Genomic DNA, 13,463 nt, shown 5'->3' with positions numbered 1-13,463 from the left:
AGCGGCCAGGAAGACAGGCTGATGAATTCAGGGGTACAACGCTACCGTCTGATCAGCCGCAGTGTATTTTTTTTATTATTTCTGCTGGCGCCGGTTCTGGATGTTTTTCGTCTGGATCTGACGCTCGGCCATTTTATTTTTTTTGGTTATGACTGGACGCTGGAGCTTGCACCTGCTGCTGGTCAGAGTGCTGCTTCAGTATTTTCACAATTATTATGGCGTCTGGCGCTGCCCGTCCTGCTGACGGTCATTGTACTTATTGTTTTTGTCTGGCGCTGGGGACGAATTTACTGCGGCTGGTTGTGCCCGCATTTTTCTGTTCTGGAGTGGCTGGACAGTAAAATGCATTACTGGCTTGGCAGGCGTTCGTTGTGGGAAAAGAGCAGCAGCGGGGCGCGTCCTGGTTCCAGAACGGTCCTTTTTTTCTGGATTCTGGCCTGTTCTTTTTTATGGGCGGTTTCTCTGCTCAGTTATCTGATTCCTCCGCTGCCTTTATGGCAGGGTATTTTCCGGCTGCAGGTTGATACATATCCGCTGATTTTTCTGTGTGCGGCAACGGTATTATTTTTTATCGAATTTACGCTGGCGCGTCACTGGTTCTGCCGGTATGGCTGCGCGGTCGGAATTTTTCAGAGTCTGATCTGGGCGGCCAATCCGCGTGGCCTGGTGATTGGTTACCGCAAAGAGCGGGGAAAAGACTGCCGTGACTGTCATGCCTGTGATCAGGTCTGCCCTATGCGCCTGCCGCCAAGAGCACATAAGCAGCGGAAGATTACCTGCACTCAATGCAGGCTCTGTATTGATACCTGTGCTGAAGTGCAAAAACACAATCCTGCCGGATCACTGCTGTATTGGGCCAGTGGCGATGATGCCAGACAGTATGAGCGGCAATTACCAGTAATTATTGCCCGGGAACAGGAGTAACTGCTATGGAAGAAGCTGTTGGTATCCGCTGGCATCATTTTATTACCCGCGTGGCTGTCCGTACTTATCCGGATGCGGCGGTGTTGCTCAGCGATGAACAGAAAACACTGGCGATGATATTCAGGGCGCTGGGCGGCGATGCCGGGTTGCGTCTCTCGGTTGCTGCTGAGCAACGGGTTAAAGCGTCGCGTTCGTGGTTGCAGAAGGTGGCAGGTTCCGGTCTGCGTCAGGCCCTGGCGTGGCGCGATCAGAATCATTTATATCTGCCGGATCATATCGACTTTTATCCGCAGCGGACGCTGAATGCTGACCTGTATCTGTGGCTGGCGGCATTGGCATCCTGCACGCTTCCGGCAGCTGCCGGCTCTTCCCTGTGGTTTGTTGATAATCAGCATAGCGTGCAGCATTGCTTGCAACGCTATCCCGGTCTGGTCCCTGTCTACCGGCGTCTGGTTGAGGCCGAACTGCAACAGAGAGATTTCCGGCTGAAGCTCAGTGCTGCGGCTCTGCCCAGAGAGATGGCATTGCGTGCTGCTCTGAAGGAGCCGGGATCTGTTACTGCGCTGCCTGACGGGCCGGGAGATCCTGATCCTGTGCCCCTGTGGTTATATCCGGGCAGAAATCTGGCTCCGCTTCAGCACAGTGGCGATGTACAGGAGCCCGCAGCGTCTGAGGTGCAACAGAAAAGCACGGCAAATATCCGCCGCCAGGCCGAATTTGCCGATGATCCTGATGGCCGTAATGGCCTGCTGTTATTTCGTCTGGAAAGCTTATTGTCGTGGTCGGAATTTATTCCTGTTGACCGTACCGCAGATGATGCCGATGACGCGGATGCCGGAAAAATAGCAGAAGATCTTGATCTGATTACGCTATCGCGGACCCGTGGCAGTCAGGCTTCAAAAATACGCCTCGATCTGGATCTGCCCAGTGCGGCGGAGGATGACATCCCGCTGGGTTCTGGCCTGTCTTATCCGGAGTGGGATTACCGCCGGCAGCGTTTACGTGAGGATTACTGCCGGGTTATTCCGATGCTGCCACGCGGTGCTGAGCCAGCTCCTTTACCGGATGAACTTAAGCAGACTGCGCAGCGTCTGCGCCGGCAGTTTGCCTGCTTTAACACTCAGCAGGTGCAACTACGGCGGCAGGTTCAGGGGCAGCAGCTGGATATAAATGCTGCGATTGATCACTGCACCAGCCGGCTGCAGGGACACGCCGAAAGTGTGGCGCCGGTATGGCGGCAGCAGCGTCGTCAGAACCGTGATCTGGCCTGTCTTGTTCTCGCAGATCTGTCGCTGTCGACCGACGCCTGGGCCAACAATGATAAGCAGGTTATCGATGTTATCCGCGACAGCCTGCATTTATTGGGGGAGGCACTGGATGCCAGCGGTGATCGCTTTTCTATGTATGGCTTTTCATCACGCCGGCGCGATCACGTGCGGATTAATATGATCAAAAACTTTAACGAACCCTGGGGTGAAAATGTTCATGGCCGGATTAAAGCCTTAACGCCCGGCTACTACACGCGCATGGGAGCGGCTATCCGCCAGGCAACCGATATCCTTAATGACCATCCGGCAGAAAAGCGCCTGCTGCTGATACTGACCGACGGTAAGCCTAATGATCTGGATCTGTATGAAGGTCGTTATGGTCTCGAAGATACCAGAGTATCGATCACCGAGGCTCACCGTACGGGAGTGACAACCCACTGTGTCACCATTGATCAGAACAGTGCGGATTATGTGCCTTATGTGTTTGGACATCAGGGCTACTTCTGCATTAACCGGGCAGATCAGCTGCCACGGATACTGCCGAAGCTCTATCTTAATCTGACCGGACTGAACATATGAACAGCCCGCTGACTCTGAGCGGAAAAGACAAGATCCCGGGCGATATTGCCCTGTGGTTTTTTCTTTGTGCTGAACTGGCTGTTTTTGGCCTGCTGATCGCCGGCTTCTCTCTGGTTCGCCTCCGGCAGCCGGAGATGTTTCAGGCCGGCCTGCAGGAGCTGCATGTTGCTGCCGGGGTGATTAATACGATGGCATTGCTGACGGGCAGTTACCTGGTGGCAACAGGCGTTAATAAGCTCCGCATTCAGGGCGATGGCTATGCGCGTTATTTTTTCGCGGCATCCGGCTGTGGAATGATCTATGTCATTAGTAAAGTGAGTGAATATCAAACACTCTATAGCAATGGGTACTCGTTGCACTACGATATATTCTTCGGGTTTTATTTTTTCACGACGTTCTTTCATTTTCTCCATGTGCTTGCCGGAATGATGATTCTTATTATTCTCGGCCGCTGGCTGAAAAAGACAGACTCGGACGATGAGCAGAAACTAAAAGCGGCGGAAAGTGCAGCCTCTTACTGGCATATGGTTGACCTGGTGTGGATCGTTCTTTTCCCGGCGCTTTATGTACTAAGATGAAACAGGATGATGCTATGAGCAGTATGGCAGGAACGTCATTAAAGACTTTGTGGTTGTTAATGCTGTTGCTGACACTGGCTGTTGTTCTCCGCAAGCCGGAGCATCTTATGCTGTTAGCGGCTGCAGCCTGGTTTACAGCCCTGATAAAAGGCTTCTGGATCATCCGGTATTTTATGGAGATGAAGCAGGCTCCGCTCTTCTTACAAAGAATTCTGTATGGGTGGTTAATAATAACCATTTCTGCAGTCACATTGACTGCCATCTGGCAGCTATAAGCCTCAGGGCAACCTTAAGGAGATTGATGATGAAAAAAATACTTCTGGCAAGCGCTATTGTTACTATGGCATTCAGTTCTGCCAGCATGGCGGCCGGCGATGCAGCTGCCGGACAGGCAAAATCAGGAATTTGCACAGCCTGCCATAATGCTGATGGTAACAGCATGGTTCCAATGTATCCAAAACTGGCCGGACAGCATGCGGCCTATCTTGAAAATGCACTCAAGGCTTATCGCGATGGCCAGAGAACCGGAGGCAATGCAGCCATTATGGCGCCAATGGCAAAAGGTCTGAGTGATCAGGATATTGCTAATCTCGCTGCCTATTACAGTCAGCAGAAAGCCAAGTAACAGGCTTGGCAGGTTGTTTATTTTCGTTTTCGAGGTAGTCAATGCAAGGCAAAAACCGGCGAAAAAGCGCAGTTTACAGATCGTAAATGAGCATTTGGAGTCGGTTTTTAACACTGCAGTGGCAACGCAGATAGAAGATCAACAGCCTGCCAGGGGGAATGGCCTTTACTATGGCTGATACCCAAAGAGTGGGCCTCTGAATAACGGATCATATCCGTACCGGATTATTCACAGGCTCCTCACCTTTTCCGCATAAGACCGACATCTGTTCTGAGCAGATTGATAGTAAAAAATATCCGGCGTGATATATTAAAATTTAACCTCTGCTCTGCAGATTTTTTCAGTAGAGAGTTCTTATGAAAGATCCTGCAAAACCACTGGTTTATTCTTGCTCTGGCTGTTCACAGGTGGCTCAGCTTGCCAACCGGATTGCCGTTCACCTGGATCGTTCAGGTGTAGCAGAAATGTCCTGTATAGCCGGTATCGGTGGCCAAGTTAAACCTATTATCCGGCTGGCTCAGTCGGGTCGTCCGGTTCTGGCAATTGATGGGTGTCCGCTGCGCTGTGTACAGCGTAGTCTCAACAGTATTGATGTCACCGAGAGTCATCATCTGTTGCTGTCTGAATATGGCTTAAAAAAACGCCGGGATGAAGAGTATGGCGACGATGTTCTGCTTGATCTGGTAAACCATATAGAAAGTAAAATTATCCCCGATATTCATTCCTGATTCTGTATCTTGTCATTCAGCTGAGTGATTCCTCTCCCTTTCGCCAGTAAAAAAACCAGTTGATGATCATCCCTGTCAGATAAAAAATAGACGTGCCGGATAGCACGGCCGCCGGCCCGGCACTTAGCCAGTGATCAGCAAACAACGCCGGGATATAAAAAAAGCCAAAGGACGATATGCTGGTTATCCATATCAGGCTGTGGTCGGCGTAATTCGCAGGAATCTTCTTAAGCGCCAGACTGGTTATGCTCCCGGATGACATGCCGGAAGCAACAAAAAATAACAGGGTTATCATGTAGAAACGAAAGAAATAGAATTCCGGATTCGGTGATGAGAGTGCTGATTTTATGGTAATTGCCATAGCGACAGTACTGAGAAAAAGCGCAAACAGTGCCACCTGATGAATCTTTCCCGGATTGATGTGTTTAGACATCCAGCTTCCCGCGGCTCTGGCGGAAAGCCCTAGCAGAGGGCCGATCCAACAGTAGGCAAGAATGGATGGGGCGGCGGGATTGATCTGGCTGCCGGTATGACCATCGGTTGGAATATAGGAAAATATCAGCTCTGTCAGAAGAGGCAGGCTGACGGATAATCCAAGAAAAGAACCATGACCCATAAGATACATCAGTGCCAGTATATGGACTTCACGATTAGCCAGAGCTTTTAGCTGTTGCTCTGAAAATGTCTGATTACCCGAAAGATTCTGCATGGCGAAAATGACGAGGAAAATAACAATAAAAATACTCATTTCCCGGACGGCAGGAAAGGCGCCGGTAATCATGCTGTTATTCGACATATAGGGGATGCCGATGCTGGCCAATATGACCAGTAGAAGCAGCAGCCAGGAACGTCCCCATGAAAGCATACTGACAGATCGGGCCAACATCATATTCCGTACATTAACTGCCGGTGAAAAGCGGTTCAGCCAGGCAGCCAGAAGACACATTCCGGCAATTGGAAGTATTAACCACTGAAACCAAAGTCCGTGACCTTCATGGATGACACCGATCAGGTTGCTGCTGTCATGAATAAGAACATATTCGGTAAGAATATTTTTTAAAGGTGGATCCCAATAGATGATTGTCGGGATCATTACCATAATCAGAATCAGTCCGGCATCACCCAGTCCAAGGGGCATTTCCTGAGAAATAAAACGCATACGGCGCGGATAAATATAGCGGTTGATACTGGTGATCTGGGGCAGGACAACAGCACCAAAGCCACAGCAGGCTGCCGCTATTCTGAATGCCCAAAGAGGTGTGTCTGATTCTTTAAAAACCCAGAATATGGCAAGCAGCGAAATCCCTATGCCAATGATTCCTGACCAGATTACGGCCCGGGTACCCAGCTGAAATACCAGAAATCTGCCACACAGACGCAGCGCTGCACCAGAAAAGCCTGCGATATAAATCAGCGAAAAAAGCTCTTGCGGGCTGAAGCCCCAACTGCTGTCGGCCATCAGGGCCGAGAGCACTGACCAGCCCATCCATACGGACGAACCGGCAAGTAACAGAATTAATTGCAGAACCGGCAGGTGGCGTACATAACGGTTGCCTGTATTTTTCCAGAAATCCGTATCGTCCGGCTTCCAGCCTGTCAGATTCGGCATATGAAATCCTGCTATTGAGCTGTATAGAATGAGCTACGATGACAGAATTAAGGGCAAAAACAATTCGGCTGCAGAGATACCTGTCACTCACCTGGTGGGTATATCAGATACTCATTCCGGGATATTGGCGCAGGTTCTGATTCAGGTTTCAACCGTCAGCATTCCGGCAAGGCGATTCCAATAACCATTGCTGTCACCTGCTGCGAGTTTAACCGGATGTTTGCCGCGGATGTTTTCCCGGAAACGGTTCAGCCAATCCAGCGTTCCTTCCGGTTCCGGACTCAGGCGGACAATATCGACCAGCCGGTGCATGGAAGGTAAATCATTGATCAGGTTGTAACGCTGGCCTGACTGGGTCTGGATACCATTTAAAACAAATACTTGCTTACCATCCTGACTGTGTACCTCTCTGCCTTTGGGATAATTAATGCAGCACAGTTCGCACTGATCCTTTTGCCTGTCTTCTGAGCGTGCAGTAAAGCAGCGGGCTGACCAGGCCAGAGGCAAATGACCAAAGGCAAACACTTCTGTTTCAAAGCAACTGCGGATATCACGCACGACTTCTTGCTCGAGCAATGTTTTCAGCCAGTCACGGGAAAGTTCCACAGGCATTACCCAGCGTTTAAGGCCGGAATTCACCAGATATTTCAGGGTGTGCTGGTTGTAGCAGTTGATGGCCGGGCCGGCGATAAACGGCAGGTTTCTTTCCTGCGCAAGCTGCACGGCGCCAATATCATTGGCTTCAATAACAAACTCACCATTGTCGATATAACGTGCCATTTCCCGCAGTAAGGCGGGGCTTTCAAGCAGGGTCATTGTTGAAAGACAAACCTGCTTGCCTGATTCGCGTAACTTAAATGCGATATCCAGATAGTCTTTTAAATTCAGTTCTCTGCGTTTGCTGCAGACCGTTTCACCGAGATAAACAATGTCGATATCAGAAGCGGCAACACTATCATAAAATTTAATAACAGTATTTTTAGGCCAGTAGTACTGAATTGCACCGAGAGAAAATTTCATTATTTATTTCCATTTCCGGTGGTAAGCGCCAAGTGTGGTTTGGCTGCCTTCCGATAATGAATTCAGAACCTGATTCCATTCATCCTTTACCCGGAATCGTTGTGGATCTTCCTGAGCGGCATCAATTGCCTGGCGCCATACCCGGGTAATTTTTTCCACGTAGGCAGGGCTGCGCTGGCGCCCTTCGATTTTCAGCGAGGCAATGCCTTCATTGAATAATTCCGGTAGCAGCTCCAGAGTATTCAGACTTGTTGGCTCTTCAAGCACATTGTACAAATCGTTTCCGACCTGAAAGCGTCCTTTGCACAGCGTGGGATAGCCGGCATTTTCATCAGCATTAAAGCGATCAATCATGACGCCGTTGAGGCGCGACTCCAGCGATCCGTCTGCTTTCTCATCCCAGCGGACATAGGCAGCCGGAGAGCAGACCCCAGCAGTATTCGGTGACTCGCCGGTCATATAAGAGCTGAGATAGCAGCGGCCTTCAGCCATAATGCAGAGGCTGCCGAATGCAAAAACCTCCAGCGGCATATCTGAAATCCGCGCTAATGATTTTACCTGCTGCATCGATAATACCCGCGGCAGTACCACACGGGAGATTCCCAGATTGCGGTAAAAATCAATAGCGGCAGGATTGGTTGCAGAAGCCTGAACGGACAGATGCTTTTCAACTTTTGGATAACGGTCATGTGCGTATGCCAGCAGTGATATATCGGCAAGAATCAGGACATCAGCCCCGGCTCTTACTGCGCTATCAACGGATTTCTGCCAGCGCTCCCAGCCGTCTGTATGTGCAAATGTGTTGATGGCAACATGGATTTTCCGCCCATGTTTGTGTGTATAAGCAACGGCTTCATCCAGTCCTGAACCTGCGAGGTTCAGACCGGCAAAGTGGCGGGCATTGGTATCTCCCCGAAGGCCAACATATACCGCATCAGCGCCCTGGTTTATTGCCGCTTTTAAGGCGGGAAGGCTTCCCGCAGGGCAAAGCAATTCCATAGTATTTCTGCCATATTAAGACACTATTGATATGTTAATGAAATCAGGTGATCGCCGCTAAGCCCACGAATAGGTAGGTTTGAACTACCCATTAATGGGCTTTGCTCATTGGCTTAAGAATTTTTTATTCTGGCGGAAATACAGGTGCTGGGGTGTGAAGGTTAGTTATGCTTTCCCGGAAATTTCATAGGGCCGCAGGTGACAGGCTGGTAAAACTACCTGAGAAAATAACCCGCTATACGCCCGATTTTATTCTTGAGCAGGTAATCGCATCTGCGCTTAATCATCTTCTTGGAAAAGAGCTGTCTGCCGGAGAACTTGATTTTCTTGAGCGCAAGCTTGCGACGGTTAATATCCGTGATCTGAACTTCTCATTTACCGTTACGGCTTATGATAAAAGAATCAAAGTGATGATCCCGGCGCAGATATCAGAGGTTACTCTGCGCACAGATCAGCACTCATTGCTGGAAATGCTGCATAACGAAGTGGATCCGGATACGCTGTTTTTCCAGCGTCGGCTGTTAATAACAGGTAACACCGAACTCGGGCTGTATCTGAAAAACTTTATCGACAGTCTGGAACTGATGGGGAGAATTCCGGCCCCGGTTATGAAGCTGATCAGCCGCATTCATAAACAGAGCCAGAAATCGCTATAAATCAGCAAAGGGCAAATCAGTAAAGGGCGATCAGTTCACCACTACGGTTGAACGTCAGGTATTCGGATATCATGCCGGCGTTGATCTTATTCACCATAAGCTGCAGGTACTGGTCAGCCTCTTCCGGCTGTGGCGGGAAGCCGTCATGGCCAGACATGGCACTGATAAATGCCACGTCCCACTGCTGTCCGGTTTTTTCCGATTCGCTGACCAGCTCATGAAAGTGCATCACTTCGCCAGGAAGTTTATCAACGCATAACACCGGGCTGAGCACACCGCCTTCACCATTTTCAAAGCGTTCCTGCTGCTCTTCTGTGTATCCCTCGGGCAACTCTGATTTTGCCAGAACAAACAGCAGGCGTTGTGGCTCCTGCTGGCTCATGGCGGCCAGAATGAGTTCCTCATAGTTTTCAATATTCATCTAAGCACCAGTATCGAATAGCGTTAAAAGAAACCGATGACCCGACTGCCCGCAAAAAGTACCACCAACCCTCTTATCCCGATGATACAAGCACCAGCAATCCTGCATAACCAAGTCCAGCTCCGGGGCCACCAGTTATTTTTGATTTTATGTAGACGGCTGGCATCTTCAATAGCGCAGGCCGGATCATTGTGGGTATATCCTGTTTGAATAGCGTTGTCACTTTTAGGCCAAAGCCCGCATCCAGCTCGTGTACGGCAATACCGGCCAGAGCCCGTAACGTCTTGCGCGTCATGCTCTGCTGCTCTGCAGCGGTCAGCAGATTGCTGATCCAACTGATCGATGCGATGGCCTGCAGAGTCATTATTGATGGCTCATTGGGTCAATCCGAAATGAACGTTACCGACTATCGTGGCTAACAACAAGGCGACGCACGAAGCATGTCCGGCGTGGTCATCTATGGAGGCTGAGCTATGGCGTTATTGCAAGCGGATACGGTGGTGGTAGGGGGTGGCCTGGCGGGCATCGTCACAGCGTTAGAGTTGCTACGGGCGGGCCAGCGGGTGGTGCTGATCGACCGGGATACACCTAAACGCCTCGGCGGCCTAGCGCTCTGGGCCTTCGGCGGCATGGCTCTGGTGGGTACGCGACTGCAAAAGGCCATGGGTATTCCGGATACACCCGAGCGGGCTCTGTATGACTGGATGCAGTTTGGTGAGCTGGATTTGCAGGATGAATGGCCGTTGCAATGGGCACGCTACTACGTAGAGCATTCGCGCCGTGAGGTGTATGACTGGCTGAGGAGTGAAGGCATCAAGTTCATGCCAGCGGTGAACTGGGTGGAGCGTGGCCTGAATGGCGATGGTAATAGTCTGCCGCGCTATCACGTGGTTTGGGGTACCTCGCGTGAACTAGTGCGCTGCCTGGTGGCGGCTCTGCATCGAGCTAACCATGATGGGCGCCTGACCCTATTACACGAGCATCGGGTGACTGGATTGGAGCATGCGGCCGGCAAATTGAGTGGTGCCCTTGCCTTTAATGAGCGGACCGGCAAGGTCGTGTGTTGCAGTGCGCCAGCGGTGGTGCTGGCCATGGGGGGCATCAATGGAAGTCACACCGAATGCAGGGCCAATTGGCTCAAAGAGCGCCCTTTGCCAGAGACCATGCTCAATGGCGCGCATCCGATGGCCGATGGCTGTTTACACCACTGGGCTGCCGAACAGCTCGGTGCGCAGATTATCCATGCTGGCGAGATGTGGAATTACGCCGCTGGCTTTCCGCACCCCTATCCGCATTTCGCCGGCCATGGCTTGTCGACCATTCCTTGTAAGTCGGCATTGTGGCTCAACCATCGTGGTGAGCGCATAGGGCCGCAGCCGCTGGTCACCGGGTTCGACACGCACTGGATGTGTCAGCGCGTGGCTGAGCAGGAAAAGCCTTGGACCTGGCATCTGCTCAACTGGCGTATCGCCGCCAAAGAGTTCGCTATTTCTGGGGCAGAACACAACCAGCGTATTCGCGACAAGCAGTTCATCCGTTTCATCAAGGAGATGCTGCTGGGTAACCATCGCTTGGTGCGTCAGATGCAGAAGGAAAGCCCACATTTCATCGTGGACGACAGCCTTACTGGGCTTGCCACGAAGATGAATATGCTCACCGCCTCGCACGACATCGACCCCGCCAGGCTGCAGGCCACTGCCGATGCGTTCGACTCCAATTTTAGCAAAGGCCAGTGTTTACATAACGACGACCAGATTCGCCGCATCCTGCATGCGCGGCAGTGGGGGCCTGACCGCTTGCGCACCTGCAAGCCGGCACCGTTGCAGAAGCCTGGTGCTGGCCCGTTCATCGCCATTCACATGCAGCTGATTACCCGCAAGAGCCTGGGTGGTCTGCAAACCGACCTGAACAGCAGGGTGTTGGATGCTTACCAACAACCGGTTCCTGGGCTCTACTGCGTAGGCGAGGCGGCCGGCTTTGGCGGCGGGGGAGCCAGTGGCAAGCGCTCGCTGGAAGGCACTTTCCTGCCCGCCTGCATTATGACTGCACGCGCGGCAGCGCGCACCATTATCCGCGACGCATAACACCGTTAAGGAGTCACCCATGCACAGCAACGCCGAACACCTCTCCGAGCATGCCCCGGAGCCCTGAACGTGACACTTTTGCCCAATACTGCAGCACCAGCCAGCAACGTCGCTAGGGTCTGCTCGTGGAAAAGCGTGAACAAGCAAAGGCGCTCATTGAGCACCCCACAGTACTGCTGAAATGTGCCTATATCGTGCTGCGGGCCGGCGTCAACCGAGTTACCGACAACACCCCTAGTCATCTGGTTATCCCACAGGAGCGCCCATGAACGGAGCCCAAGCCCTACTACAAACTTTGGCCGATGCTGGCCTCGAGGTTTGCTTCACCAACCCCGGAACCAGCGAAATGCACTTCATTGCCGCCTTGGACAGCGAGCCGCGCATGCGCGCTGTGCTGACTTTATTCGAAGGCGTGGCCACCGGTGCTGCCGACGGCTATGCGCGCATGGCCGACAAGCCTGCCGCCACGTTGTTGCATTTGGGCTGCGGCCTGGGCAACGGCCTGGCCAACCTGCACAACGCCCGCAAGGGCAAGGTGCCCGTATTGAATATCGTTGGCGACCATGCCCTTTACCACGCCCAGTACGACGCGCAGTTGCAGTCGGACATCGAAACCGTTGCGCGTAACGTCTCGCCGGGTTTCGTGCGTACCTGTGGCAGTACCGCGCAACTGAGCCAGGATGCGGTGGATGCGGTGCGTGCCGCCCAAGGCTTGCCGTGCCAGGTGGCCACGCTGATCCTGCCGGCCGACGTATCATGGGGGGCGGGAGGGCAGCCATGCGCTATGCCACCTCGGTGCACAGCTCCGGTAGTCGATGACGCCGTGGTGCAGAACATCGTTAAGGCCATTCAGGACGGCGGTAAGACTGCGCTGCTCCTTGGCGGCCAGGCACTGCGCGAGCCGAGCCTGGCTGCGGCATCGCAGATTGCCGCGCAGGCCGGGGTCAAGCTGCTGGCCGAAGCATTTCCCACCCGGCTGACGCGCGGTGCTGGTCTGCCGTCGGTTGAGCGTATTGCCTATCTGGCTGAGATGGCCGGAGTGCAGCTGGCCGATATTAAGCACCTGATCCTGGTTGATGCCAAGGCGCCGGTGTCCTTTTTTGCCTACCCCGGAAAACCGAGCTATCTGGTGCCTGATAGCTGCACGTTGCATAACCTGGCTACCCCAGAGCAGGATGCAACGGCTAGTCTGGCCAAGCTCGTCGTAGCCTTAGGCGCCAGTCAGACACATCCGGAGCTGCAGGCTCCCGGGCGCCCCGCTCGGCCGCGCGGCAAGCTGACCGCACCAAAAGTGTGTAAAGCCGTCGGCTATTTGCTGCCGGAAAATGCCATTCTGATCGACGAGGCCATCACCTCGGGGCTGATGCTCGGCGCGATGACTGCAGGTTGCCCGCGTCATGATCTGATTACCCTGACCGGAGGGGCCATCGGTCAGGGGCTGCCCAACGCTGTCGGCGCCGCCGTGGCCTGCCCGGGCAGGCCGGTGGTGGCGCTGATCGGCGATGGAACCGCGATGTACACCATCCAGGCGCTGTGGAGCATGGCCCGCGAAAATCTGCACGTGGTCAGTATCATCTTCAACAACGCCAGCTACTCGGTACTCAACGTTGAACTGGAGCGCGTGGGGGCAGGTAATGGCAGCGAAAAGGCACGTGCTCAGCTGGATCTGGACGGGCCGCGTCTGAACTTTGCCCGGCTTGCCCAGGGCATGGGCGTGCACGCAGTGCGCACCGATAGTGCCGAGGACTTCACCAAGGCGCTGGAGTATGCCTTGGCCACACCAGGACCACACCTGATTGAAGCATTGGTACCCGAGACACTTAGCGGGATGAAGCGTCGTATGCTGCCTTGGCTACTGCGCTCGCTGCCCAGCCTTCCGCAGCCCATGGCACAGGCTCTCAAGCGTAAGATTGCGCCTTAGTTAGCTGTTCATCCGGCGAGGACGTGCGTGCTGGCGGGGTATAGCAGGTTA

14 protein-coding genes are annotated in these 13,463 nt (G+C 53.0%); 9 read left to right on the top strand and 5 right to left on the bottom strand.

The annotated features are described in order from the left end of the window. Positions 1-21: 21 nt before the first annotated feature. From HUF19_RS16395 to HUF19_RS16370, 6 genes are all read left to right on the top strand, one after another. Positions 22-924, top strand: coding sequence for a 4Fe-4S binding protein (locus HUF19_RS16395; RefSeq protein WP_260997596.1), 903 nt, complete (start codon positions 22-24; stop codon positions 922-924). 5 nt (positions 925-929) lie between these two features. Then, positions 930-2,771, top strand: a complete 1,842-nt coding sequence (locus tag HUF19_RS16390; protein WP_260997595.1) for a nitric oxide reductase activation protein NorD — start codon at positions 930-932, stop codon at positions 2,769-2,771. Beyond that, positions 2,768-3,349 (top strand): cytochrome c oxidase subunit 3, encoded by a 582-nt coding sequence (locus HUF19_RS16385; protein ID WP_260997594.1) that lies wholly within the window; start codon positions 2,768-2,770, stop codon positions 3,347-3,349. The genes HUF19_RS16390 and HUF19_RS16385 overlap by 4 nt, the downstream gene beginning before the upstream one ends. Before the next feature lie 14 nt (positions 3,350-3,363). Beyond that, positions 3,364-3,624, top strand: a complete 261-nt coding sequence (locus HUF19_RS16380) for a cytochrome C oxidase subunit IV family protein (RefSeq protein WP_260997593.1) — start codon at positions 3,364-3,366, stop codon at positions 3,622-3,624. A 26-nt stretch (positions 3,625-3,650) separates the two neighbouring features. Beyond that, on the top strand, positions 3,651-3,974 hold the full coding sequence (locus tag HUF19_RS16375) for a c-type cytochrome (RefSeq protein ID WP_260999517.1): 324 nt from the start codon (positions 3,651-3,653) through the stop codon (positions 3,972-3,974). Positions 3,975-4,330: 356 nt separating this feature from the next. Then, positions 4,331-4,702 (top strand): putative zinc-binding protein, encoded by a 372-nt coding sequence (locus HUF19_RS16370; RefSeq protein ID WP_270049429.1) that lies wholly within the window; start codon positions 4,331-4,333, stop codon positions 4,700-4,702. Positions 4,703-4,718: 16 nt separating this feature from the next. On the opposite strand, the gene HUF19_RS16365 is transcribed toward HUF19_RS16370, so the two are convergent. The 3 genes from HUF19_RS16365 to ubiU form a co-directional block, all read right to left on the bottom strand. Beyond that, on the bottom strand, positions 4,719-6,311 hold the full coding sequence (locus tag HUF19_RS16365; RefSeq protein WP_260997592.1) for an MFS transporter: 1,593 nt from the start codon (positions 6,309-6,311) through the stop codon (positions 4,719-4,721). A 141-nt stretch (positions 6,312-6,452) separates the two neighbouring features. Continuing rightward, complete coding sequence (locus HUF19_RS16360) at positions 6,453-7,331, bottom strand: U32 family peptidase (RefSeq protein ID WP_260997591.1); 879 nt, start codon at positions 7,329-7,331, stop codon at positions 6,453-6,455. Positions 7,332-7,334: 3 nt separating this feature from the next. Further along, complete coding sequence (gene ubiU, locus HUF19_RS16355; protein WP_260997590.1) at positions 7,335-8,330, bottom strand: ubiquinone anaerobic biosynthesis protein UbiU; 996 nt, start codon at positions 8,328-8,330, stop codon at positions 7,335-7,337. A gap of 167 nt (positions 8,331-8,497) precedes the next feature. Here ubiU and ubiT point away from each other — a divergent pair, with 167 nt between their 5' ends. Then, on the top strand, positions 8,498-8,986 hold the full coding sequence (ubiT, locus tag HUF19_RS16350) for a ubiquinone anaerobic biosynthesis accessory factor UbiT (protein ID WP_270049428.1): 489 nt from the start codon (positions 8,498-8,500) through the stop codon (positions 8,984-8,986). A gap of 16 nt (positions 8,987-9,002) precedes the next feature. On the opposite strand, the gene HUF19_RS16340 is transcribed toward ubiT, so the two are convergent. Together HUF19_RS16340 and HUF19_RS16335 are read right to left on the bottom strand one after the other, a co-directional pair. Then, positions 9,003-9,407, bottom strand: a complete 405-nt coding sequence (locus tag HUF19_RS16340; protein ID WP_145468036.1) for a ribonucleotide reductase subunit alpha — start codon at positions 9,405-9,407, stop codon at positions 9,003-9,005. Between the two features lie 73 nt (positions 9,408-9,480). After that, entirely contained in the window at positions 9,481-9,771 is a 291-nt protein-coding gene (locus HUF19_RS16335; protein WP_260997589.1) for a hypothetical protein, read from the bottom strand. Between the two features lie 109 nt (positions 9,772-9,880). Between HUF19_RS16335 and HUF19_RS16330 the strand changes: the two genes are divergently transcribed. Together HUF19_RS16330 and HUF19_RS16325 are read left to right on the top strand one after the other, a co-directional pair. Next, a complete protein-coding gene (locus HUF19_RS16330; RefSeq protein ID WP_260997588.1) occupies positions 9,881-11,491 on the top strand; it encodes an FAD-dependent oxidoreductase in 1,611 nt (536 codons plus the stop codon). Between the two features lie 265 nt (positions 11,492-11,756). Continuing rightward, entirely contained in the window at positions 11,757-13,412 is a 1,656-nt protein-coding gene (locus HUF19_RS16325; protein ID WP_260997587.1) for an acetolactate synthase large subunit, read from the top strand. Positions 13,413-13,463: the final 51 nt, after the last annotated feature.

The sequence above is a fragment of the Thalassolituus hydrocarboniclasticus genome (assembly GCF_025345565.1).
Taxonomy (GTDB): domain Bacteria; phylum Pseudomonadota; class Gammaproteobacteria; order Pseudomonadales; family Oceanobacteraceae; genus Venatoribacter; species Venatoribacter hydrocarboniclasticus.
Note: the sequence above shows the minus strand (reverse complement) of the source record. Positions and strands in the feature narration are given on the sequence as shown.

Excerpts from the sequence above, each read along its gene's own strand:
- ubiT (WP_270049428.1), top strand. The coding sequence starts at position 8,498 with ATGCTTTCCCGGAAATTTCATAGGGCCGCAGGTGACAGGCTGGTAAAA.
- HUF19_RS16325 (WP_260997587.1), top strand. The coding sequence starts at position 11,757 with ATGAACGGAGCCCAAGCCCTACTACAAACTTTGGCCGATGCTGGCCTC.
- HUF19_RS16385 (WP_260997594.1), top strand. The coding sequence starts at position 2,768 with ATGAACAGCCCGCTGACTCTGAGCGGAAAAGACAAGATCCCGGGCGAT.
- ubiU (WP_260997590.1), bottom strand. The coding sequence starts at position 8,330 with ATGGAATTGCTTTGCCCTGCGGGAAGCCTTCCCGCCTTAAAAGCGGCA.
- HUF19_RS16330 (WP_260997588.1), top strand. The coding sequence starts at position 9,881 with ATGGCGTTATTGCAAGCGGATACGGTGGTGGTAGGGGGTGGCCTGGCG.
- HUF19_RS16390 (WP_260997595.1), top strand. The coding sequence starts at position 930 with ATGGAAGAAGCTGTTGGTATCCGCTGGCATCATTTTATTACCCGCGTG.
- HUF19_RS16370 (WP_270049429.1), top strand. The coding sequence starts at position 4,331 with ATGAAAGATCCTGCAAAACCACTGGTTTATTCTTGCTCTGGCTGTTCA.
- HUF19_RS16395 (WP_260997596.1), top strand. The coding sequence starts at position 22 with ATGAATTCAGGGGTACAACGCTACCGTCTGATCAGCCGCAGTGTATTT.
- HUF19_RS16340 (WP_145468036.1), bottom strand. The coding sequence starts at position 9,407 with ATGAATATTGAAAACTATGAGGAACTCATTCTGGCCGCCATGAGCCAG.
- HUF19_RS16375 (WP_260999517.1), top strand. The coding sequence starts at position 3,651 with ATGATGAAAAAAATACTTCTGGCAAGCGCTATTGTTACTATGGCATTC.
- HUF19_RS16360 (WP_260997591.1), bottom strand. The coding sequence starts at position 7,331 with ATGAAATTTTCTCTCGGTGCAATTCAGTACTACTGGCCTAAAAATACT.
- HUF19_RS16365 (WP_260997592.1), bottom strand. The coding sequence starts at position 6,311 with ATGCCGAATCTGACAGGCTGGAAGCCGGACGATACGGATTTCTGGAAA.
- HUF19_RS16380 (WP_260997593.1), top strand. The coding sequence starts at position 3,364 with ATGAGCAGTATGGCAGGAACGTCATTAAAGACTTTGTGGTTGTTAATG.
- HUF19_RS16335 (WP_260997589.1), bottom strand. The coding sequence starts at position 9,771 with ATGACTCTGCAGGCCATCGCATCGATCAGTTGGATCAGCAATCTGCTG.